The 20,551-nt window shown below is 70.3% G+C and carries 17 protein-coding genes; 8 read left to right on the top strand and 9 right to left on the bottom strand.

The genetic code is table 11. The features are described 5' to 3' along the window. Positions 1 to 2 precede the first annotated feature (2 nt). On the bottom strand, positions 3 to 2,711 hold the full coding sequence (ppdK, locus tag ABZZ17_RS10275; RefSeq protein ID WP_356874088.1) for a pyruvate, phosphate dikinase: 2,709 nt from the start codon (positions 2,709 to 2,711) through the stop codon (positions 3 to 5). Positions 2,712 to 3,077: 366 nt separating this feature from the next. Continuing rightward, positions 3,078 to 4,238: a tRNA dihydrouridine synthase DusB gene (gene dusB, locus ABZZ17_RS10270; RefSeq protein ID WP_356874086.1), complete on the bottom strand. Its 1,161-nt coding sequence runs from the start codon at positions 4,236 to 4,238 to the stop codon at positions 3,078 to 3,080. Positions 4,239 to 4,272: 34 nt separating this feature from the next. On the opposite strand from dusB, the gene ABZZ17_RS10265 reads away from it, so the two are divergent. From ABZZ17_RS10265 to ABZZ17_RS10250, 4 genes are all read left to right on the top strand, one after another. Beyond that, positions 4,273 to 5,724, top strand: a complete 1,452-nt coding sequence (locus ABZZ17_RS10265; protein ID WP_356874084.1) for an MFS transporter — start codon at positions 4,273 to 4,275, stop codon at positions 5,722 to 5,724. A 110-nt stretch (positions 5,725 to 5,834) separates the two neighbouring features. Further along, positions 5,835 to 6,875, top strand: coding sequence for an aldo/keto reductase (locus tag ABZZ17_RS10260; RefSeq protein WP_356874082.1), 1,041 nt, complete (start codon positions 5,835 to 5,837; stop codon positions 6,873 to 6,875). A gap of 21 nt (positions 6,876 to 6,896) precedes the next feature. Beyond that, complete coding sequence (locus ABZZ17_RS10255) at positions 6,897 to 7,490, top strand: TetR family transcriptional regulator (RefSeq protein WP_356874080.1); 594 nt, start codon at positions 6,897 to 6,899, stop codon at positions 7,488 to 7,490. A 140-nt stretch (positions 7,491 to 7,630) separates the two neighbouring features. Then, on the top strand, positions 7,631 to 8,347 hold the full coding sequence (locus ABZZ17_RS10250; RefSeq protein WP_356874078.1) for a VC0807 family protein: 717 nt from the start codon (positions 7,631 to 7,633) through the stop codon (positions 8,345 to 8,347). An 88-nt stretch (positions 8,348 to 8,435) separates the two neighbouring features. On the opposite strand, the gene ABZZ17_RS10245 is transcribed toward ABZZ17_RS10250, so the two are convergent. Beyond that, on the bottom strand, positions 8,436 to 9,818 hold the full coding sequence (locus ABZZ17_RS10245; RefSeq protein ID WP_356874076.1) for a glycine--tRNA ligase: 1,383 nt from the start codon (positions 9,816 to 9,818) through the stop codon (positions 8,436 to 8,438). A gap of 155 nt (positions 9,819 to 9,973) precedes the next feature. Here ABZZ17_RS10245 and ABZZ17_RS10240 point away from each other — a divergent pair, with 155 nt between their 5' ends. Genes ABZZ17_RS10240 through ABZZ17_RS10225 form a run of 4 tightly spaced genes read left to right on the top strand, consistent with a single transcriptional unit; the run spans position 9,974 to position 13,157 of the window. Next, entirely contained in the window at positions 9,974 to 10,984 is a 1,011-nt protein-coding gene (locus ABZZ17_RS10240; RefSeq protein WP_356874073.1) for a metal ABC transporter substrate-binding protein, read from the top strand. A gap of 29 nt (positions 10,985 to 11,013) precedes the next feature. Continuing rightward, positions 11,014 to 11,808 (top strand): metal ABC transporter ATP-binding protein, encoded by a 795-nt coding sequence (locus tag ABZZ17_RS10235; RefSeq protein ID WP_356874071.1) that lies wholly within the window; start codon positions 11,014 to 11,016, stop codon positions 11,806 to 11,808. Continuing rightward, positions 11,808 to 12,677: a metal ABC transporter permease gene (locus tag ABZZ17_RS10230; RefSeq protein ID WP_356874069.1), complete on the top strand. Its 870-nt coding sequence runs from the start codon at positions 11,808 to 11,810 to the stop codon at positions 12,675 to 12,677. Before ABZZ17_RS10235 ends, ABZZ17_RS10230 begins: the two co-directional genes overlap by 1 nt. Before the next feature lie 48 nt (positions 12,678 to 12,725). Further along, the gene (locus ABZZ17_RS10225) at positions 12,726 to 13,157 is read left to right on the top strand and encodes a transcriptional repressor (RefSeq protein WP_356874067.1); all 432 of its coding nucleotides are present in this window, start codon (positions 12,726 to 12,728) and stop codon (positions 13,155 to 13,157) included. A gap of 46 nt (positions 13,158 to 13,203) precedes the next feature. Here ABZZ17_RS10225 and ABZZ17_RS10220 read toward each other — a convergent pair whose 3' ends face one another. The 6 genes from ABZZ17_RS10220 to leuA form a co-directional block, all read right to left on the bottom strand. Next, the gene (locus ABZZ17_RS10220) at positions 13,204 to 13,722 is read right to left on the bottom strand and encodes a YcxB family protein (protein WP_356874065.1); all 519 of its coding nucleotides are present in this window, start codon (positions 13,720 to 13,722) and stop codon (positions 13,204 to 13,206) included. A 23-nt stretch (positions 13,723 to 13,745) separates the two neighbouring features. After that, positions 13,746 to 14,567, bottom strand: coding sequence for an isoprenyl transferase (locus ABZZ17_RS10215; RefSeq protein WP_356874063.1), 822 nt, complete (start codon positions 14,565 to 14,567; stop codon positions 13,746 to 13,748). An 11-nt stretch (positions 14,568 to 14,578) separates the two neighbouring features. Then, the gene (gene recO, locus ABZZ17_RS10210; protein ID WP_356874061.1) at positions 14,579 to 15,325 is read right to left on the bottom strand and encodes a DNA repair protein RecO; all 747 of its coding nucleotides are present in this window, start codon (positions 15,323 to 15,325) and stop codon (positions 14,579 to 14,581) included. A 121-nt stretch (positions 15,326 to 15,446) separates the two neighbouring features. After that, positions 15,447 to 17,051: a nucleobase:cation symporter-2 family protein gene (locus ABZZ17_RS10205; protein WP_356874059.1), complete on the bottom strand. Its 1,605-nt coding sequence runs from the start codon at positions 17,049 to 17,051 to the stop codon at positions 15,447 to 15,449. Positions 17,052 to 17,689: 638 nt separating this feature from the next. Next, on the bottom strand, positions 17,690 to 18,385 hold the full coding sequence (locus tag ABZZ17_RS10200; protein WP_356874057.1) for a TerB family tellurite resistance protein: 696 nt from the start codon (positions 18,383 to 18,385) through the stop codon (positions 17,690 to 17,692). A gap of 235 nt (positions 18,386 to 18,620) precedes the next feature. After that, entirely contained in the window at positions 18,621 to 20,384 is a 1,764-nt protein-coding gene (gene leuA / locus ABZZ17_RS10195) for a 2-isopropylmalate synthase (RefSeq protein ID WP_356874055.1), read from the bottom strand. Between the last annotated feature and the right edge of the window lie 167 nt (positions 20,385 to 20,551).

Below are 20,551 nucleotides of genomic sequence, written 5' to 3'. Positions count from 1 at the left end.
GATCAGCGGCTGTCGGAGCCCTTCGACTCGGCGGCCGCGCGGCCCGCCTCCAGGCGCGCCACCGGGATCCGGAAGGGCGAGCAGGAGACGTAGTCGAGGCCGACCTCGTGGAAGAAGTGCACCGACTCCGGGTCGCCGCCGTGCTCGCCGCAGATGCCGAGCTTGAGGTCCGGGCGGGTGGCCCGGCCGGCCTGGACGGCGCTGCGGACGAGGGCGCCGACGCCGTCCTTGTCGATGGTCTCGAACGGCGAGACCCCGAAGATGCCCTTCTCCAGGTACGCGGTGAAGAAGCTGGCCTCGACGTCGTCGCGGGAGAAGCCCCACACCGTCTGGGTCAGGTCGTTCGTGCCGAAGGAGAAGAACTGCGCGGCCTCGGCGATCTGGCCGGCGGTCAGCGCGGCGCGCGGCAGCTCGATCATCGTGCCGATCGTCAGCTTGAGGTTCGTGCCGGTGGCGGCCTCGACCTCGGCGATGACCTGGTCGGCCTCGTCGCGGACGATCTCCAGCTCCTGCACGGTACCGACGAGCGGGACCATGATCTCGGCGCGCGGGTCGCCCTTGGCGTTCTTGCGCTCGGCCGCGGCCTCGGCGATCGCCCGGACCTGCATCTTGAACAGCCCGGGGATGACCAGGCCGAGGCGGACGCCGCGCAGACCCAGCATCGGGTTCTGCTCGTGCAGCTTGTGCACGGCCTGGAGCAGGCGCAGGTCGTTCTCGTTGGCGTCCTTGCGGGACTCGGCGAGGGCGACGCGCACCGACAGCTCGGTGATGTCGGGCAGGAACTCGTGCAGCGGCGGGTCGAGCAGGCGGACCGTGACGGGCAGGCCGTCCATCGCCTCGAACAGCTCGACGAAGTCCTTCTTCTGCAGCGGCAGGAGGGCACTGAGTGCCGCCTCGCGCTCTTCGTCGGTGTCCGCGAGGATCAGCCGCTCCACCAGTTCGCGGCGCTCGCCGAGGAACATGTGCTCGGTGCGGCACAGGCCGATGCCCTGGGCGCCGAAGCGGCGGGCGCGCAGCGCGTCCTCGGCGTTGTCGGCGTTGGCGCGCACCCGCAGGCGGCGGACGCGGTCCGCGTACGCCATGATCCGGTGCACGGCGGCGACGAGCTCGTCGGCGTCGTCGGCGCCGGCGTGCATGCGGCCCTCGAAGTACTCGACGACCGGGGACGGTACGACGGGTACCTCACCGAGGTAGACCTTGCCGGTGGAGCCGTCGATGGAGACGACGTCGCCCTCTTCGATGACCGTCTCGCCGACCGTCATGCGGCGGCGCTTGGTGTCGACGTCGAGTTCCTCGGCGCCGCAGACGCAGGTCTTGCCCATGCCGCGGGCGACGACGGCGGCGTGCGAGGTCTTGCCGCCGCGCGAGGTCAGGATGCCCTCGGAGGCGATCATGCCGTCGAGGTCGTCGGGGTTGGTCTCGCGGCGGATCAGGATGACCTTCTCGCCGGAGCGGGACCACTTGACGGCCGTGTAGGAGTCGAAGACGGCCTTGCCGACGGCCGCGCCCGGGGAGGCGGCGATGCCGCGGCCCAGCAGGGTCGTCTTGGCGTCCTCGTCGAACCGCGGGAACATCAGCTGCGCCAGCTGGTGCCCGGTGACGCGCTGGAGGGCCTCCGCCTCGTCGATGAGGCCCTGGTCGACGAGCTGGGTGGCGATGCGGAACGCGGCGCCGGCGGTGCGCTTGCCGACGCGGGTCTGGAGCATCCACAGCTGGCCGCGCTCGATGGTGAACTCGATGTCGCAGAGATCCTTGTAGTGGGTCTCCAGCGTCTCCATGATCGTCATGAGCTGGTCGTACGAGGCCTTGTCGATGGCCTCCAGGTCCGCGAGCGGCACGGTGTTGCGGATGCCCGCGACGACGTCCTCGCCCTGGGCGTTCTGCAGGTAGTCGCCGTAGACGCCCTGGTGGCCGCTGGCGGGGTCGCGGGTGAAGGCGACGCCGGTGCCGGAGTCGGGGCCGAGGTTGCCGAAGACCATGGAACAGATGTTGACGGCGGTGCCCAGGTCGCCGGGGATGCGCTCCTGGCGGCGGTAGAGCTTGGCGCGGTCGGTGTTCCAGGAGTTGAAGACGGCCTCGACGGCGAGGTCCATCTGCTCGCGGGCGTCCTGCGGGAACTCGCGGCCGGCCTCCTTCGCGACGATCTTCTTGAAGCCCTTGACCAGCTTCTTGAGGTCGGCGGCGTCGAGGTCGGTGTCGACGGTGACCTTCTTGGCGGCCTTGGCGTCGTCGAGGGCGTCCTCGAAGAGCTCGCCCTCGACCCCGAGGACGGTCTTGCCGAACATCTGGATGAGGCGGCGGTAGGAGTCCCACGCGAAGCGCTCGTCACCGGACTGCGCGGCGAGACCGGCGACCGACTCGTCCGACAGGCCGATGTTGAGGACGGTGTCCATCATGCCGGGCATCGAGAACTTGGCGCCGGAACGCACGGAGACCAGCAGCGGGTCGTCCGACTGGCCGAGCTTCTTGCCCATCTGCGCCTCGAGGGCGGCAAGGTGTGCGCTGACCTCGTCGCGCAGCTCGGCCGGAGCCTCGCCGCTTTCGAGGTAGACCTTGCAGGCCTCGGTGGTGATGGTGAAGCCGGGAGGGACGGGGAGACCCAGGTTGGTCATCTCGGCGAGGTTGGCCCCCTTGCCGCCGAGAAGGTCCTTGAGGTCCCGGTTTCCCTCGGTGAAGTCGTAGACGAACTTCTGATCTTTGTTTTCCGACACGGGTCTCGACTCCTCGAGGACTCGGGTGGCTGCCCTGACGGCCAGGAACATACCCAGATCGAAGGCTTATGGGTACGTCCACTTGGTCGTCATGCGGCTGTAACCACCCGTGCGCCAGCAGATCGAAAGTAACTCATCGGTAGTCAGAGGGCGCCTAGATCGTTCACCTCCCGAAGGCAGAGGGCCCTACAGGGGCTAGATCACGCTCGGATGAGCGATCATCGATACATTTGCGTTCAAGTCTTGAACGCACAAAGGGTGGCACCCAGTGCCACCCTTTGGAAGTCTTACCCGTGACCTTTCTGCTCATCTGAGCGAAACCTCTCCCATGCGTGGCGTATATCACGCGACACGGAGGGCGATTTGTCAGCCTCCGGAAGTGTCCAGCTCCGCGTCCTCGCTCACACCCGCGCAGTCGTACGGATCCTTCAGCCAGCCCTCAGGCAGGACAACTCGGTTGTTTCCGGACGTCCGGCCCCGGGGACCGTCCGCGCTCTCGGGCCACGACTGATCCAGATCGAGCTCGCTCAGATGAGCGTCCAGTTCGTCCAGGGAGGAGGTGACCGCCAGCTTCTGGCGCATCTCGGAGCCGACCGCGAAGCCCTTGAGGTACCAGGCCACGTGCTTACGGAAGTCGATCACCCCGCGCGCCTCGTCACCGATCCACTCCCCCAGCAGTTGCGCGTGGCGGTGCATGGTGGCCGCGACCTCGCGCAGGGCCGGCTTGTGGAAGTCCTCGGGGCGGCCCTCGAAGGCCGCGACCAGGTCGTTGAACAGCCACGGCCGCCCCAGACAGCCGCGCCCGACCACGACGCCGTCGCAGCCGGTCTCGCGGACCATGCGCAGCGCGTCCTCGGCGCACCAGATGTCGCCGTTGCCGAGGACCGGGATCTCCGGCACGTGCTCCTTGAGCCGCGCGATCGCGTCCCAGTCGGCGGTGCCGCCGTAGTGCTGGGCGGTGGTGCGGCCGTGCAGGGCTATGGCGGTGACGCCCTCCTCCACGGCGATCCGGCCCGCGTCGAGGTACGTGAGGTGCTCGTCGTTGATGCCCTTGCGCATCTTCATGGTCACCGGCAGGCCGCCGGCGCCCGCGACGGCCTCGCGCAGGATGGCGCGCAGCAGGTTCCGCTTGTACGGGAGGGCCGAGCCGCCGCCCTTGCGCGTCACCTTGGGGACCGGGCAGCCGAAGTTCAGGTCGATGTGATCGGCGCGGTCCTCCTCGACGATCATCCGGACGGCCTTGCCGACCGTCGCGGGATCCACCCCGTACAGCTGGATCGAGCGGGGCTTCTCCGTCTCGTCGAAGTGGATCAGCTGCATGGTCTTGTCGTTGCGCTCGACCAGGGCGCGCGTCGTGATCATCTCGCTCACGAACAGCCCCTTGCCACCGGAGAACTCGCGGCAGAGCGTACGGAAGGGGGCGTTGGTGATGCCTGCCATCGGCGCGAGCACCACCGGGGGCTGCACGGTGTGCGGGCCGATCGCGAGGGGCGGGGGAAGCGTGGTCATCCGCCCATTGTCCCGCATGCCGGGTCGCGGGTGCGGACGTACGATCGGCCCCATGATCGAGCCGAGTCACCGGCAACGCACGCTCGTCCTGGCGGTCTGCTGCATCAGCCTGCTCATCGTCAGCCTCGACAACACCGTCCTGAACGTGGCGCTCCCCTCGATGCGCCAGGACCTGGGCGCCTCCGTCGCCGGCATGCAGTGGACCATCGACGCCTACACCCTCGTGATGGCCTCGCTGCTGATGCTCGCCGGCTCCACCGCCGACCGGATCGGGCGCCGCAAGGTGTTCGTCGCCGGTCTGATCCTGTTCACCCTGGGCTCCCTGCTGTGTTCGCTCGCCCCCGGCCTCGGCTGGCTCATCACCTTCCGGATGGTCCAGGCCGTCGGCGCCGCGATGCTCAACCCCGTCGCCATCTCGATCATCACCAACACCTTCACCGATCCGGCCGAGCGGGCCCGGGCCATCGGCATCTGGGGTGCGGTCGCCGGCCTCTCCATGGCGGCGGGCCCCGTGATCGGCGGCGTGCTGGTGGACTCGGTGGGCTGGCGGTCCATCTTCTGGGTGAACCTGCCGATCGGCCTCGTGGCCCTCTGGCTGACCCTGCGGCACGTCCCCGACTCCCGGGCCGCGCACGCGCGCCGGCCGGACCCGGTGGGGCAGCTGCTGATCATGGGCCTGCTGGGCTCGGTGACGTACGGGATCATCGAGGCTCCGGCCGCCGGCCTGCGCTCCCCCCTGATCCTGGGCTGCGCCGTGGTGGCCGTCGCCTCGCTGGTGGGGCTGCTGCTGTACGAGCCCCGGCGCGAGGAGCCCCTGATCGACCTGCGGTTCTTCCGCAGTGCCCCCTTCAGCGGGGCGACCGTGTGCGCCGTCAGCGCCTTCGCCGCGCTGTCCGGGTTCCTGTTCCTGAACACCCTGTACCTCCAGGACGTACGGGGGCTCAGCGCCCTGCACGCCGGGCTGTACATGGTGCCGATGGCCGGGCTGACCCTCCTGTTCGCGCCGCTGTCGGGGCGGCTGACCGGCAGCCGGGGGCCGCGGCTCCCGCTGCTGATCGCGGGGGGCGCGATGGGGGCGAGCGGGCTGCTGTTCGCGGCCTTCTCGGCGGAGACCTCCACGCCCCTGATGTTCGCCGGGTTCATGCTCTTCGGCCTGGGCTTCGGCATGGTCAACGCCCCGATCACCAATACGGCCGTGTCCGGCATGCCGCGCTCCCAGGCGGGGGTGGCCGCCGCGGTGGCCGCGACCAGCCGGCAGACCGGCGGGACGCTCGGGGTCGCGGTGATCGGCGCCGTGCTGGCCGCCGGGACGGCCGGTGGCGGGGAGTTCACGGCGGCGGCCCGGCCCGCCTGGTGGATCATCACGGTCTGCGGGCTGCTCGTCCTGGTCGTCGGCGCCGCCACCAACGGCCGCTGGGCCCGCGAGACCGCCCTGCGCACCGCCGAGGCCCTGGAGCCCGGCCCGCCCGGACACGGCACCCCCGTCGGCGCCCCGCGCCCGTAACCGCCTGGCCCCGCCCCCTGCCCCTTTTCCCGTCCGTGCCGGCGGGCGCTCGGCCACACTGACGGGTGACAGATATTGAAATCTGTCACCCGTCATGCCATTCTCGTTCCATGACCACGAACCAGAGCACCCCGAACCGCCGTCGCACGCTCGGCACGACCGGCCCCGCCGTCTTCCCGCTGGGACTGGGCTGCATGGGCATGTCCGCCCTCTACGGCGAGGCCGACCGCGCCGAGTCGATCGCCACGCTCCACGCCTACCTCGAAGCCGTCCCCGAGGGCACGGACGCCCTGCTCGACACCGGCGACTTCTACGGGATGGGCCACAACGAGCTCCTCATCAACGAAGCCCTGCGCACGGCTCCCGCCGCGGCCCGGGACCGGGCCCTGACCAGCGTCAAGTTCGGCGCCCTGCGGACGGTCGAGGGCGGCTTCTCCGGGTACGACGGCCGGCCGGAGGCCGTCCGGAACTTCCTCGCCTACTCCCTCCAGCGGCTCGGCCGGGACCACGTCGACGTCTACCGGATCGCCCGCGTGGACCCGGACGTGCCGATCGAGGAGACGGTCGGGGCGATCTCCGAGGCCGTCCAGGCCGGTCACGTCCGGCACATCGGCCTGTCCGAGGTCGGCGCGGACACCCTGCGCCGGGCCGCCGCGGTGGCCCCGATCTCCGACCTCCAGATCGAGTACTCGCTGATCTCCCGGGGCATCGAGGCGGAGATCCTGCCGGCCGCCCGCGAGCTCGGCATCGGCGTCACGGCGTACGGGGTGCTGTCCCGGGGGCTGATCAGCGGCCACTTCACCCGTGAGCGGGAACTGGCCCCGGGCGACTTCCGGGGCATGAGCCCCCGCTTCCAGGGCGACAACCTGGACCGCAACCTCGACCTGGTCGAGGCCCTGCGCAAGGTCGCCGAGGAGAAGGGCGTGAGCGTCGCCCAGATCGCGATCGCCTGGGTGCTCTCGCGCGGCGAGGACATCGTGCCGCTGATCGGCGCCCGCCGCCGGGACCGGCTGGACGAGGCACTGGGTGCCATGCGGGTGGAGCTGAGCGGGGCCGACCTCGCGGCCATCGAAGAGGCGGTACCCGCGGGGGCCGCGGCCGGCGAGCGGTACCCGGCGGCGCAGATGGCCCACCTCGACAGCGAGCACTGAAGCGGCTGTACGGTCGTACCCATGCCCCCCGCTGCCGCCGAGCCCCTGACCCCCGAGCGCATCCTCGAAACCACCGAGGAGGTGCTGCGCCGCTTCGGCCCCACCAAGGCGACCGTGGTCGACGTGGCCCGCGCCCTGGGAGTCAGCCACGGCAGCGTGTACCGGCACTTCCCCTCGAAGGCGGCGCTGCGCGAGGCGGTGACGGACCGGTGGCTGTCCAAGAGCGTCGTGATGCTGGAGAAGATCGCCTCGGCTCCTGCCGAGCCCGCCCCCTCGAAGCTGGAGGCGTGGCTGGAGGCGCTCTTCGAGGCCAAGCGGCACAAGGCCGGTGACGACCCCGAACTGTTCGCGACCTACACGGTGCTGCTCGCCGAGAACAGCGGCACGGTCGACGCCCACCTCACCGAGCTGATCGACCAGCTGGCCGGGATCATCGCCGAGGGCGTCGAGGCCGGCACCCTGGCCGCGCCGGACGTACCGGCCGCCGCCCGCGCGGTCTTCCACGCCACCGGCCGTTTCCACGACCCGCAGTACGCAGCGGACTGGCTCTCCCCGACGATCCTCACGGAATTCGAGGCGGTCACCGCGCTCGTCATCCGGGGCCTGCGCGCCTGAGGGCCGCCCTCCGGGCAAGTTGTCCGGAATTCGATGGTCCGGACAGCTTGACGATCATTTTGGGCACGCTTGCCTTGTCCATGCCATGACCCCTGCCTACGGTCCCCTGTACCGCACGTCACGGCACAACGAGGGGAACCATGCCCGCCCAAGTAGCACGACCCGCAGCGCCCGCCCGGTCCGGTGCCGCCACCGCCCTCGGCTGGATCCTGACCATCCTGCTCAACGTGGTCGCGCCGATCCTCACGTACAACATCCTGACCGGGGACCGGGGCTGGAGCCAGTTCTCGGCCCTGCTGCTCAGCAGCGCGTGGCCCGTGCTCGACAGCGCGATCCACATCGCCTGGCGTCGCAAGCTCGACGAATTCGCCGTGGTCACCCTGGTGTTCATCGTCATCACCGCGGTGACCTCCCTCGTCGGCGGCCACTCGGCCCGGACCCTGCTGATCAAGGACTCGGCCGTGACGGGGCTGTTCGGGCTGCTCTGCCTGGCGACCCTGGCCGCCTCGCGCCCGCTGATGTTCTACTTCGGCCGGAAGTTCGCCACCGACGGCACGCCCGAGAGCACCGCCTGGTGGAACGGCCTGTGGGAGTACGAGGGCTTCCGGACCACCATGCGCCGCATGACCCTGGTCTGGGGCGTGGCCTACGTCGTCGAGTCGCTGATCCGCGTCGTCCTGGCGTACCTCGTGGACACCAAGACCATGGTGACCGTCAGCCCCGTCATGGTCTACGGGGTACTGGCCGGCCTCGGCTTCTGGACGGCCTGGTACGGCAAGCGCTCCCAGGCCGAGGGCGAGCGGCGTGCGGCCGAGGCGGCGGCCGCCGAGGAGAAGGACGCGGCGAACGCCGCGTAGGGGCGGTACACGACGGTGGCCCGGTGCGCGGATCGCGCACCGGGCCACCGGTCGTTTCAAGCCGTTCCGGGCAGGACCCGGAGCGGGGTCAGCAGCCGAGCAGACGGCTGCCGAGGTAGCTCTGGATCTGGTCCAGGGAGACGCGCTCCTGCTTCATGGTGTCGCGCTCGCGCACGGTCACCGCGTTGTCGTCCAGGGTGTCGAAGTCGACGGTGATGCAGAACGGCGTACCGATCTCGTCCTGGCGGCGGTAGCGGCGGCCGATGGCGCCCGCGTCGTCGAACTCGATGTTCCAGTTCTTGCGCAGGTCGGCGGCGAGGCCCTTGGCCTTCGGCGAGAGCTGCGCGTTGCGGGACAGCGGCAGGACGGCGACCTTGATCGGAGCCAGGCGCGGGTCGAAGCGCATCACGGTGCGCTTCTCCATGACGCCCTTGGCGTTCGGGGCCTCGTCCTCGTTGAACGCGTCGAGCATGAAGGCGAGCATGGCGCGGTTCACGCCGGCCGCGGGCTCGATGACGTACGGGGTGTAGCGCTCACCGGCCTCCTGGTCGAAGTAGGAGAGGTCCTGGCCGGAGGCGGCGGAGTGGGCCTTGAGGTCGAAGTCGGTGCGGTTGGCCACGCCCTCGAGCTCGGAGAACTCGTTGCCGCCGAAGTTGAAGCGGTACTCGATGTCGGCGGTGCGCTTCGAGTAGTGGGACAGCTTCTCCTTCGGGTGCTCGTACCAGCGGATGTTCTCCTCGCGGATGCCGAGGTCGCGGTACCAGTTCCACCGCTCGGCCATCCAGTACTCCTGCCACTGCTCGTCCTCGCCCGGCTTGACGAAGAACTCCATCTCCATCTGCTCGAACTCGCGGGTGCGGAAGATGAAGTTGCCCGGCGTGATCTCGTTGCGGAAGGACTTGCCCATCTGCGCGATGCCGAAGGGAGGCTTCTTGCGCGAAGTGGTCTGCACCTGGGCGAAGTTGGTGAAGATGCCCTGGGCGGTCTCGGGCCGCAGGAACGCCTTGGAACCGGTGTCCTGGGTCGGGCCGAGGTGGGTCTCCAGCATGCCGGAGAACTGCTTGGGCTCGGTGAACTGGCCCTTCACACCGCAGTGGGGGCAGTTGATGTCGGCAAGACCATTGGCGGGCACACGGCCGTGCTTGGCCTCGTACGCCTCTTCCAGGTGGTCCGCGCGGTGACGCTTGTGACAGGCGGTGCACTCGGTCAGCGGGTCCGAGAAGGTCGCGACGTGGCCGGAGGCCACCCAGACCTCGGGGGCCAGGATGACGGAGGAGTCGATACCGACGATGTCCTCACGCCCGGTGACCATGGCCTTCCACCACTGACGCTTGATGTTCTCCTTGAGCTCGACACCGAGCGGGCCGTAGTCCCAGGCAGCCCTGGAGCCGCCGTAGATCTCACTGCACGGGAAAACGAAGCCACGGCGCTTGCTCAGGCTGACGATGGTTTCGATCTTGTCGGCGGCCACGGTGCTCTCTTCATTACGAGGACGAACGGCGAAGGCTTCAGGTTACCGGCGCCCGCACCCCCGTATTCAAATCGGGATCCCCTTCTACGCATACCGCCCAGCCCTCCGACCTGGGTTTTTGACAATCGTTTCCATCTTTGATGAAAATGGATGTCATGAACGTACGACGCCTCATACCCACGGCCGCCCTCGCCGGTGCCGTCGCCCTCGCGGCCACGGCCCTGACCGCCTGCTCCGGAGCCGCCGACGCGGCAGCCGGCCAGGACGGCAAGGTCCACGTGGTGGCGTCGTTCTATCCGATGCAGTTCATCGCCGAGCGGATCGGCCGGGACCACGTGAAGGTCGACACCCTGACCAAGCCGGGCGTCGAACCGCACGACCTGGAGATCACCCCGAAGCAGACCGGGCAGCTGGCCGAGGCCGACGTGGTCCTCTACCTCCGGACCCTCCAGCCCGCCGTGGACAAGGCCGTCGCCCAGGCCGTCGCCCACTCCGGCCTGGAGAACGTCGTCGACGCCACCACCCTCACCAAGCTGGAGGCGCACGGCGGCCCGGGCCACGGCGAGGCGGGCCACGAGCACACCGACGGCGACGAGCACGCCGGCGGCCACGCCGAGGGCGACGGCCACGAGCACGGCGAGGCCGGCGAGGACCCGCACGTCTGGCTCGACCCGACCAAGTACGCGGAGATCGCCACGGGCTTCGGCGCCGCCATGGAGAAGGCCGACCCCGGCCACGCGGCCGACTACCGGAAGAACACCTCCGAGCTCGTCGCCCAACTGAACGCCCTGGACACCGAGTTCGAGGACGGCCTGAAGAACAAGGCCTCCAAGACCTTCATCACCACCCACTCCGCCTTCGGCTACCTCGCCGAGCGCTACGGCCTCGACCAGGAGGGCATCTCCGGCGTCGACCCCGAGGCCGAGCCCAGCCCGGCCCGGATGAAGGAACTCCAGTCCGTGGCGAAGAAGGACAACGTCACCACGGTGTTCTTCGAGACGCTGGCCAGCGACAAGACCGCCAAGAGCCTCGCCAAGGACACGGGCCTGACCACGGACGTCCTCGACCCGCTCGAGGGCATCACCGACAAGTCCCAGGGCAGTGACTACTTCGAGGTCATGCGGTCCAACCTGAAGAACCTCCAGAAGGCACTCGGAGCCAAGTAATGACACCAGCAGTCACGGAGGTGCGAGCCATGCAGTCCACGCCCCGCACGGCAGAGGACGACCAGCCCGTCATATCCCTGCGCGGAGCGACGGCCTCGCTCGGCTCGCGCCCCGTGCTGCGCGGGGTCGACCTCACCGTCCGCCGCGGCGAGGTCGTCGCCCTCCTCGGCGCCAACGGATCCGGCAAATCCACGGCCGTGCGCGCCGTCGTCGGACAGGTCCCGCTGACCGACGGCGCGCTCGCCCTCTTCGGCACCGAGTTCAAGCGCTTCCGGCAGTGGTCGCGGATCGGCTACGTACCGCAGCGCACCACCGCCGCCAGCGGCGTCCCGGCCACCGTCCGCGAAGTCGTCTCCTCGGGCCGCCTGGCCCGCTCCCGCTTCGGGATCCTGCGCAGGGCCGACAAGGAGGCCGTGGCCCGCGCCCTGGCCCTCGTCGACATGGAGGCGTACGCCGACGCGTCGGTGAACGCCCTCTCCGGCGGCCAGCACCAGCGCGTGCTCATCGCCCGGGCCCTCGCCGTCGAGCCCGAGCTGCTGATCATGGACGAGCCCATGGCGGGCGTGGACCTCGCCAACCAGGAGGTCCTCGCGAACGCCCTGCGCGAGCAGGTCGCCGCCGGTTCCACCGTCCTGCTGGTCCTGCACGAGCTGGGCCCGCTGGAGCCCCTGATCGACCGGGCCGTCGTCCTGCGCGACGGCTGCGTCGTCCACGACGGCCCGCCCCCGGAGGCCGTGGGCCAGCACGCGCTGCCGGGCCACGACCACGTACACCCCCACGCGGCGCCGGGCGCCGAGCCCCTGCGGACGGGACTGCTGAGCTGATGGAAATCCTCGACTACGCCTTCATGCAGCGTGCCCTGCTCGCGGCCACCCTCGTCGGCCTGACGGCCCCCGCGATCGGCACGTACCTGGTCCAGCGCCGGCAGGCCGTCATGGGCGACGGCATCGGCCACGTCGCCATGACCGGCGTCGCGCTCGGCTTCCTCCTGAACACCAGCCCGGTGTGGACGGCCACGCTCGTCGCGGTCGTCGGCGCGGTCGGCATGGAACTGATCCGCTCCCGCGGCAAGACCAGCGGCGACATCGCGCTCGCCATGCTCTTCTACGGCGGCCTGGCCGGCGGCGTCATGATCATCAACCTGGCTCCGGGCGGTTCCACCACGAACCTGACCGGCTACCTCTTCGGCTCCATCACCACCGTCTCCGCCGAGGACATCACCGCAGTGGTCGTCCTCGCCGCGTTCGTCGCCGTCGTCACCATCGGGCTGCGCCGCCAGCTGTTCGCCGTCTGCCAGGACGAGGAGTTCGCCCGGGTCACCGGCCTGCCGGTGCGCGCGCTGAACCTGCTGATCGCCGTCACCGCCGCCGTGACCGTGACCGTCGCGATGCGCATCGTGGGCCTGCTGCTGGTCAGCGCCATGATGGTGATCCCCGTGGCCGCCGCCCAGCGCGTCACCCGCGGGTTCACCGCGACGCTGTCGGTGGCCATGGTGATCGGCGTGCTGGTCTCGCTGACCGGCACGGCCACCACGTACTACCTCGACGCCCCGTCCGGCGGCACCATCGTGCTGCTCGCGATCGCCGTCTTCATGGTCATGACGGCCCTGTCCACTCCGCTGGCCCGGCGGCGGGCGAAGGCGGCCCGCGCGGCCGAGGAGGTCTGCACCCGCGACGACGTCAAGGTCCAGTAAGGCCGGCCGCCTGGCACAATGGGCCGAGGCCGAAACGAGGAGGAACCGGTGGCGACTGCGCCTGGCGAGACGAACACCGCGCCGGTACGAGGACGGTCCACCCGGCAGCGGGCCGCCGTGGCGGCGGCGCTGGACGAGGTGGACGAGTTCCGCAGCGCCCAGGAGCTGCACGACATGCTCAAGCACCGCGGCGACTCCGTGGGCCTGACCACCGTGTACCGCACGCTCCAGTCCCTCGCGGACGCCGGCGAGGTCGACGTGCTGCGCACCAGTGACGGCGAGTCCGTCTACCGGCGCTGCTCCACCGGGGACCACCACCACCACCTGGTCTGCCGCAAGTGCGGCAAGGCCGTCGAGGTGGAGGGCCCGGCCGTGGAGAAGTGGGCCGAGTCCATCGCGGCCGAACACGGCTACGTGAACGTCGCCCACACGGTGGAGATCTTCGGCACCTGCGCCGACTGCGCCGCCGACGCCGCCTAGTGCCGTGACCGGAAAGGTCCACCGGGTCGCGACGCCCGGCACGGCCCTAGATCCTGGCCAGGTTCCGGTCAAGAACCGCCCGGATCCGGTCGATGTCGCCGGGGGCCGCGGCGGCCCTCTTCGGGAGCCAGCCCACGTGACCGTTGCAGTAGACGAAGACGAACAGGTTCCGGGTCTCGGCCCAGCCCGTGTACTGGGCCCAGCGGTGGGCCACCACCGTTCCGTCGGGCCGGTGGCTGCTCATTCCCAGCTCCGTGACGACGCACCGGTACCCGCGTTCCGAGGCCCGGGCGTACAGCCGGCGCGCCGCCCGCCACCGGTCGAGCAGCAGGCCGAGGGCGCCGCACAGGACCCCCGCCCCGGCCGCGACGGCCAGACCGGCCGGGTCCGTGGCCCGGCCGGCCCGGAGCACGATGATCACGGGTGCCACGAGCGGCACCAGCACCAGCCAGAGCAGCAGCTCACGACGGCCCCCGGGGGCCGCGAGGGCGCGCCACCGCAGCGCCTCCCGTACGTCGGCGCGTGCCGAGCGGTAGCTCAGCTCCACCTGCTCTGCCGTGTCCATGACGGCAGAGCGTACCGGCGTGGTCAGGCCTGGGGGGCCTCGGACTGGTTCGGGACCGCGCCGCCGAAGCGGCGGTCGCGCTGGGCGTACTCCAGGCACGCCGCCCAGAGGTTGCGGCGGTCGAAGTCCGGCCACAGCACGTCCTGGAAGACCATCTCGGCGTACGCACTCTGCCACAGCAGGTAGTTCGAGGTCCGCTGCTCGCCGCTGGGGCGCAGGAAGAGGTCCACGTCCGGCATGTCCGGGTAGTACATGTACTTCGCGAAGGTCTTCTCGTTGACCTTCGACGGGTCGAGCCGGCCCGAGGCGACGTCCCGGGCGATGGCCTGCGCGGCGTCCGCGATCTCGGCGCGGCCGCCGTAGTTCACGCAGAAGTAGAGGGTCATCGCGTCGTTGTCGACGGTCTGCTCCTGGGCGACCTGGAGCTCCTGGACGACCGACTTCCACATCTTCGGCATGCGGCCGACCCAGCGGATCCGGATGCCCAGCTCGTTCATCTCGTCGCGGCGGCGGCGGATGACGTCCCGGTTGAAGTTCATCAGGAAGCGGACCTCGTCGGGCGAGCGCTTCCAGTTCTCCGTCGAGAAGGCGTAGAGGGAGAGGTTCTTGACGCCCATCTCCAGGCAGCCCTTGAGGACGTCCAGGACGACGCCCTCGCCGACCTTGTGGCCCTCGGTGCGCGGGAGGCCGCGTTCCTTGGCCCAGCGGCCGTTGCCGTCCATGACGACGGCGACGTGGTTCGGGACCAGCTCGCCGGGGATCTTCGGGGGGCGCGCACCGGACGGGTGCGGCTCGGGAACCTTGTACTCGCGGCGAGAGCGTCCCAGAATCCCGCGTCGTGCCATGTGCCCAGCTCCTATTTCTCGACGTATCGCAGGGAGCGTAGCCCGCGCTCCAGATGCCAGTGCAAATAGGCCGAGACCAGCCCGCTGCCCTCCCGCACGTGACGCGCCTCGCAGGCGTCCGCGTGACCCCAGTCGCCCGTCAGCAGGGCGCTGAGCAGAGCGATGGCCTCCGACGAGGGTACGACGGAGCCGGGGACGCGGCAGTCCCCGCATATCACCCCGCCCGCGGCGACGGAGAAGTGCCGGTTGGGGCCGTGGATGCCGCATTTCGCGCAGTCGTCGAAGCTGGGCGCGTAGCCGTTGACGGCGAGGGAGCGCAGGAGGAAGGCGTCGAGGATGAGGTTCGGCGCGTGCTCGGCGCGCGAGAGGGTCCGCAGGGCGCCGACGAGCAGGAGGTACTGCTGCACGGCGGGCTCGCCCTCGTGGTCGGTGAACCGCTCGGCGGTCTCCAGCATCGCGGTGCCGGCGGTGTAGCGGGCGTAGTCGGTGACGATGCCGTTGCCGTACGGGGCGATGATCTGGGTCTGTGTGCAGAGCGGCAGGCTGCGGCCGATCAACTCGTTGCCGCGCGCGAAGAACTGCACGTCGGCGTGGGAGAAAGGTTCCAGCCCGGCGCCGAACTTGGACTTCGTGCGGCGGACCCCGCGGGCGACGGCGCGGACGCGGCCGTGGCCGCGGGTGAGCAGCGTGATGATGCGGTCCGCCTCACCCAGCTTCTGGGTGCGCAGCACGATGCCGTCGTCGCGGAACAGACTCATGCGCCCATTGTCGCCTGTACGGGAACCCGTACGGGGACCTGTACGGGGACGGCTGCGCTGACAGCGCGGACCCCCCGCCCGGACCGGGGTCCGGGCGGGGGGTCGGCACCCCTTGGGAGGATCAGGACGCGGGGGTTCCCGCGTCGTCGGCCCGCTCCGCGCCGGCGGGGGCCTGCGCGGCGCCCGCCGGGGTCTTGTCCGCGTCCGCCGGGGACTCGTCCGCCGCGGCCGGGGACTCGTCCGCCGCGGCCGGGGACTCGTCCGCCGCGGCCGGGGACTCGTCCGCCGCGGCCGGGGTCTTCTCCGCGCCCGCCGGGGCGGCCGCCGCCTGGACGGGGAGGTCGACCGGGACGACGGCGGCCGGTGCCGTGTCCTTGGCCAGGCCGTTGAAGATCAGGTTGAGGACGATGGCGGCCGTGGCGCCGAGGGTGACGCCGCTGTTGAGGAGCGAGGACAGGTCCGCGTCCATGTGCTTGGTGAAGAAGACCGGGACGGTCGCGGGGAGCAGGGCGAAGGCGAGGGAGACGCCGACGATCAGGGCGTTCTTCTCCTCCTTGAGGTCGACCTTGCCGAGGGTCTGGATGCCGGCCAGGGCGACCATGCCGAACATGACGGTCGCGGCGCCGCCGAGGACGCCGTGCGGGACGGCGGCGACGACGGCAGCGGCCTTGGGCAGCAGCCCCAGGACGATCATGAAGACACCGGCGGCGACGACCACGAAGCGGCTCTTGACCTTCGTCATCCGCACGAGGCCGACGTTCTCGGCGAAGGCCACGTACGGGAAGGAGTTGAGGATGCCGCCGAGGGCGGTCGCGGCGCCGTCGGCGCGCAGGGCGCGGGCCACGGTCTCGCTGTCGATGTCCTTCTCGACGATCTCGCCGACGGCGTAGGTGTCGCCGGTCGTCTCGACCATGGTGATCAGCATGACGATGAGCATCAGGAGGATCGGGAACCACTCGAACTTCGGGGCGCCGAAGTGGAAGGGGGTGGTGACGCCGATCCAGCCGGAGTTCCCGACGTCGCCGAACTTGGCGTCGCCGAGGAGGAAGGCGACCGCGGTGCCGCCGACCAGGCCGAGGAGGATGGAGATGCTGGAGAGGAAGGGCTTGCCGATCTTCATCAGGACGAGGATGAAGAGCATCGTGCCGCCGGCGTAGGCGAAGTGCTTGGGGTCGCCGAAGTCGGGGCTGCCGACGCCGCCGGCCGCGTCGTTGAGGCCGACGGGGATCAGGACGATGCCGAGCACGGTGATGACGGTGCCGGTGACGACCGGCGGGAACAGCCTCATGACCGTGCGGAACGCCTTGGCGGGCAGCCAGGCGAAGGCGAAGGTCGCGATGCCGGCGGTGATCACCGCGCCGTAGATGACGAGCAGGGCGGCGGTGCCGCCGCCGGCGCCGAGGCCGATGGCGATCATCGGGGAGACGGCCGTGAAGGTCACGCCCTGGATCAGCGGCAGGCGCGCGCCGACCCGGCCGATGCCCCAGGCCTGGATGATCGAGGCGATGCCGCAGGTGAACAGGTCCGCGTTGATCAGGTAGACCAGCTGCTCAGGGCTCAGCTTCAGCGCGTTGCCGACGATGATCGGGACGATCACCGCGCCGGCGTAGAAGGCGAGTACGTGCTGGAAGCCGTACAGCGCGAGCTTGGGGAGGGGGAGCACCTCGTCGACCGGGTGCGTGCTCTGCTCTCCCTTGACGGAAAGCCGGGCGGCGACACGTGCCATCTCTGCCTTGCCCTTCAAAGAGGTAGGTGAACGAGAGGAATCTGGTTGTCCCTGGCCGGAGTGGGTCGCTAACCCGTTGGTCCGCCGGGGTTGTCAGTGAGAACACGTAGATCGAAGCCCCGCTGTGTTTCCGGCGGTGTCTCGTCGTGTGACCGGAATTGAACGCCTGTGGGAGGGCTCACAGATATCGTCGACTTCTACAAACTGTGGAAGCCTCAGGACGTTCGATCTATAGGTTTCTCCAGTGGCGCCGATCGCCGTACGGGCGTATGCCCGACGCGCCCTCAGAGGAGCCGTTCCGGCTGCGCGCATGCGAAGCGGACGTACCCCGCACCCGCCCCGACGTGCCCGGACGCGTTCCGCGGGCCCGGAGGACGGGCAAATCGAGACATGCGGTTCCGGCCGTCCAAGGCGTGGATGGCCGGGCGCGGAGGAGAGCCGTCCACCCCCTTGCACGGGGCGCGGGGACGGCCGGTTCACGCTCACGAGGCCGGATCGTTACCCTCTCCGGGCCCGTTTCGGACGTTCGCGCCACCGTCCGTGCCCGCCCGGACACGCGAACGGGCCCGGCGGGGGATCCCGCCGGGCCCGGAGCCGTGTGCGCCGCGCACCCCTCGTGTACGAAGGGCCGGGCGGCGCTACGGCGCGCGTACCGCGGACAGCAGCCGCGCCACCTCGTCCGCGTCCATGCGCAGGGCCGCGCCCACGGTGGCCAGCACCTCACGCTCGGCGGGGATGTACGGCCCGTCCGCGAGCGCGATCCGGGCGCCCTGGAGCAGGATCGACGCGCGGCCCGGACCGGCCAGGTGCGGGGCGAGGGGCTCCAGCGCCTCGTGCAGCTCTATCGACAGGGCGGCCCCGCAGCACTCCGGGCCGTCGTACAGCCCGAGCCGGCCCTCGTCCGTGGCCAGCGCCTCCACCATGGACTCCAGCTGCTCCTCAGTGCAGTCCTGGAACCCGGCGGCCCGTACGGCCGACACGGAGGCCTCCAGGGCGCTGCGGGAGGCCGTACCGCCCGCGGCGAGGACCGCCAGGGTCACGGTGTGCACCGCGTCCCGCAGCAGGGCGGAGAAGCGGGTGGTGGTGAGGTGGTCCAGTACGTCGGTGTCGAAGCGCTCCTTGCAGGAGTGGCATTCGACGACGGGACCGGCCTGGCCCCGCGGCAGCAGCGGAACGCCGAGCACCGTGAACCGGCGGCGCCCGGTGCGCCTGCGGTAGTTGCGGTCACCGCCGCAGCCGGGGCAGAAGAACTCCCCGTCTCCCACGGTGCTCCAGGTGGTGCGGATGCCCCAGGCCGTCAGCTTCCGGCCGTCCCCACCCCGAACTGGCAGCACGTCGCACCTCCGTAACCTTCCGGCAACATCGCCGGGTTGGCGTGATGTTAGCCACATCGGTGAGGATGCGTCAGCCGTGTGACAAGACAACCTCGCGCGAGGGGGCGTACTTGGCCGGTCTGCGCCCCCTCCGCGGCCCTCGTACCCGGCGGCCCGCCCCGGCCGGGACGGGGTGCGGCGGAGCCCCGCCCCTCCCCCGCGCGGGCGGGATGGGGACGGGGCTCCGGCGGGTGGTTCAGCGGCCCGCGCGGTTGACGGCGGAGATGACCGCCTTCAGGGAGGCGCGGGTGGTGTTGGCGTCGATGCCGATGCCCCACAGGACGCGGCCGTCGATCGCGCACTCGATGTACGAGGCGGCCACGGCGGAGGCGCCCTCGCTCATGGTGTGCTCGGTGTAGTCCAGCAGGCGGGCGTCGATGCCGATGCCGGCCAGGGCGTCGAAGAAGGCCGAGATCGGACCGTTGCCGGTGCCGGTCAGTACGGCCTCCACCCCGTCCACGACCGCCTCGACGGTCAGCGTGTCCGTGCCGTCCTTGTCGGTGGCCGTCGAGCCGGAGCGCAGCTGGATACGTCCCCACGGGTTCTGCGGGTTGGGCAGGTACTCGTCCGAGAAGACGTCCCAGATGGCCTTCGGCGTGACCTCGCCGCCCTCGGCGTCGGTCTTGGCCTGGATGATCCGGGAGAACTCGATCTGCATGCGGCGCGGCAGGTCCAGCTTGTGGTCGTTCTTCAGGACGTACGCGATGCCGCCCTTGCCGGACTGCGAGTTGACCCGGATGACGGCCTCGTAGGAACGGCCGACGTCCTTGGGGTCGATGGGCAGGTACGGAACGGCCCACTCGATGTCGTCGACGGTCTTGCCCGCGGCGGCCGCGTCGGCCTCCATGGCGTCGAAGCCCTTCTTGATGGCGTCCTGGTGGGAGCCGGAGAAGGCCGTGTAGACCAGATCGCCCGCGTAGGGGTGGCGCGGGTGCACTTCCATCTGGTTGCAGTACTCGCTCGTGCGACGGATCTCGTCGATCTGCGAGAAGTCGATCTGCGGGTCGATGCCCTGCGAGAACAGGTTCATGCCCAGCGTGATCAGGTCGACGTTGCCGGTGCGCTCGCCCTGCCCGAACAGGCAGCCCTCGATACGGTCGGCGCCGGCCATCAGGGCCAGCTCGGCGGCGGCGACGGCGGTGCCTCGGTCGTTGTGCGGGTGCACGGAGATGCAGATGTGCTCGCGACGGGTCAGGTTGCGGGCCATCCACTCGAAGCGGTCCGCGTGGGTGGAGGGCGTCGAGCGCTCCACGGTGGCGGGCAGGTTCAGGATGATCTCGCGGCCCTCGGCGGGCTGCCAGACGTCACAGACGGCCTCGCAGACCTCCAGGGCGAAGTCCAGCTCGGTGTCGGTGAAGATCTCCGGGCTGTACTGGTAGCCGAAGGTCGTCTCGGGGCCCAGCAGCTTCTCGGCGTACTCCATGACCAGGCGGGTGCCGTCGACGGCGATCTGCTTGATCTGCTCCTTCGAGCCGCGGAAGACCACGCGGCGGAAGGTGGGGGCGGTCGCGTTGTACAGGTGGACGGTGGCGCGCTTGGCGCCGACCAGGGACTCCACGGTCCGCTCGATCAGGTCCTCGCGGGCCTGGGTCAGTACGGAGATGGTGACGTCGTCCGGGATCGCGCCCTCTTCGATGATGGAGCGCACGAAGGCGAAGTCGGTCTCGCCGGAGGAGGGGAAGCCGACCTCGATCTCCTTGTAGCCCATGCGCACCAGCAGGTCGAACATCTCGCGCTTGCGGGCGGGGGTCATCGGGTCGATCAGCGACTGGTTGCCGTCGCGCAGGTCGGTGGAGAGCCAGCGGGGAGCCTTGGTGACGCGGGCGTCCGGCCAGGTGCGGTCCGGGATCTCGACCTGCTCGTAGAAGCCGTACTTGTGGATCGGCATACCGGAGGGCTGCTGGGTGTGGGTCGCGTTGGTGATGGGCGTGGGGCGACCGACAAAAGGCTGCTGGCTCATGGCGTTGGGCTCCTCGCGTGTCCGCGTGTAGTTCGCTGGGACGGCCGACGGGCGGTCGTAAAAACCGCAACACCAAACTCCGCGGGGAGGGGGTCGGCCTACGACTACAGACCCTCGCCGCGGCAGCTAAGGAGAAGCAGCCCGATACGCATGATGGGCCGAGCCTA

It is taken from the genome of Streptomyces sp. NPDC006512, from assembly GCF_040611935.1.
In the GTDB taxonomy this organism is placed as follows: Bacteria; Actinomycetota; Actinomycetes; order Streptomycetales; family Streptomycetaceae; genus Streptomyces.
This window is presented reverse-complemented; position numbering and strand designations above follow the sequence as displayed.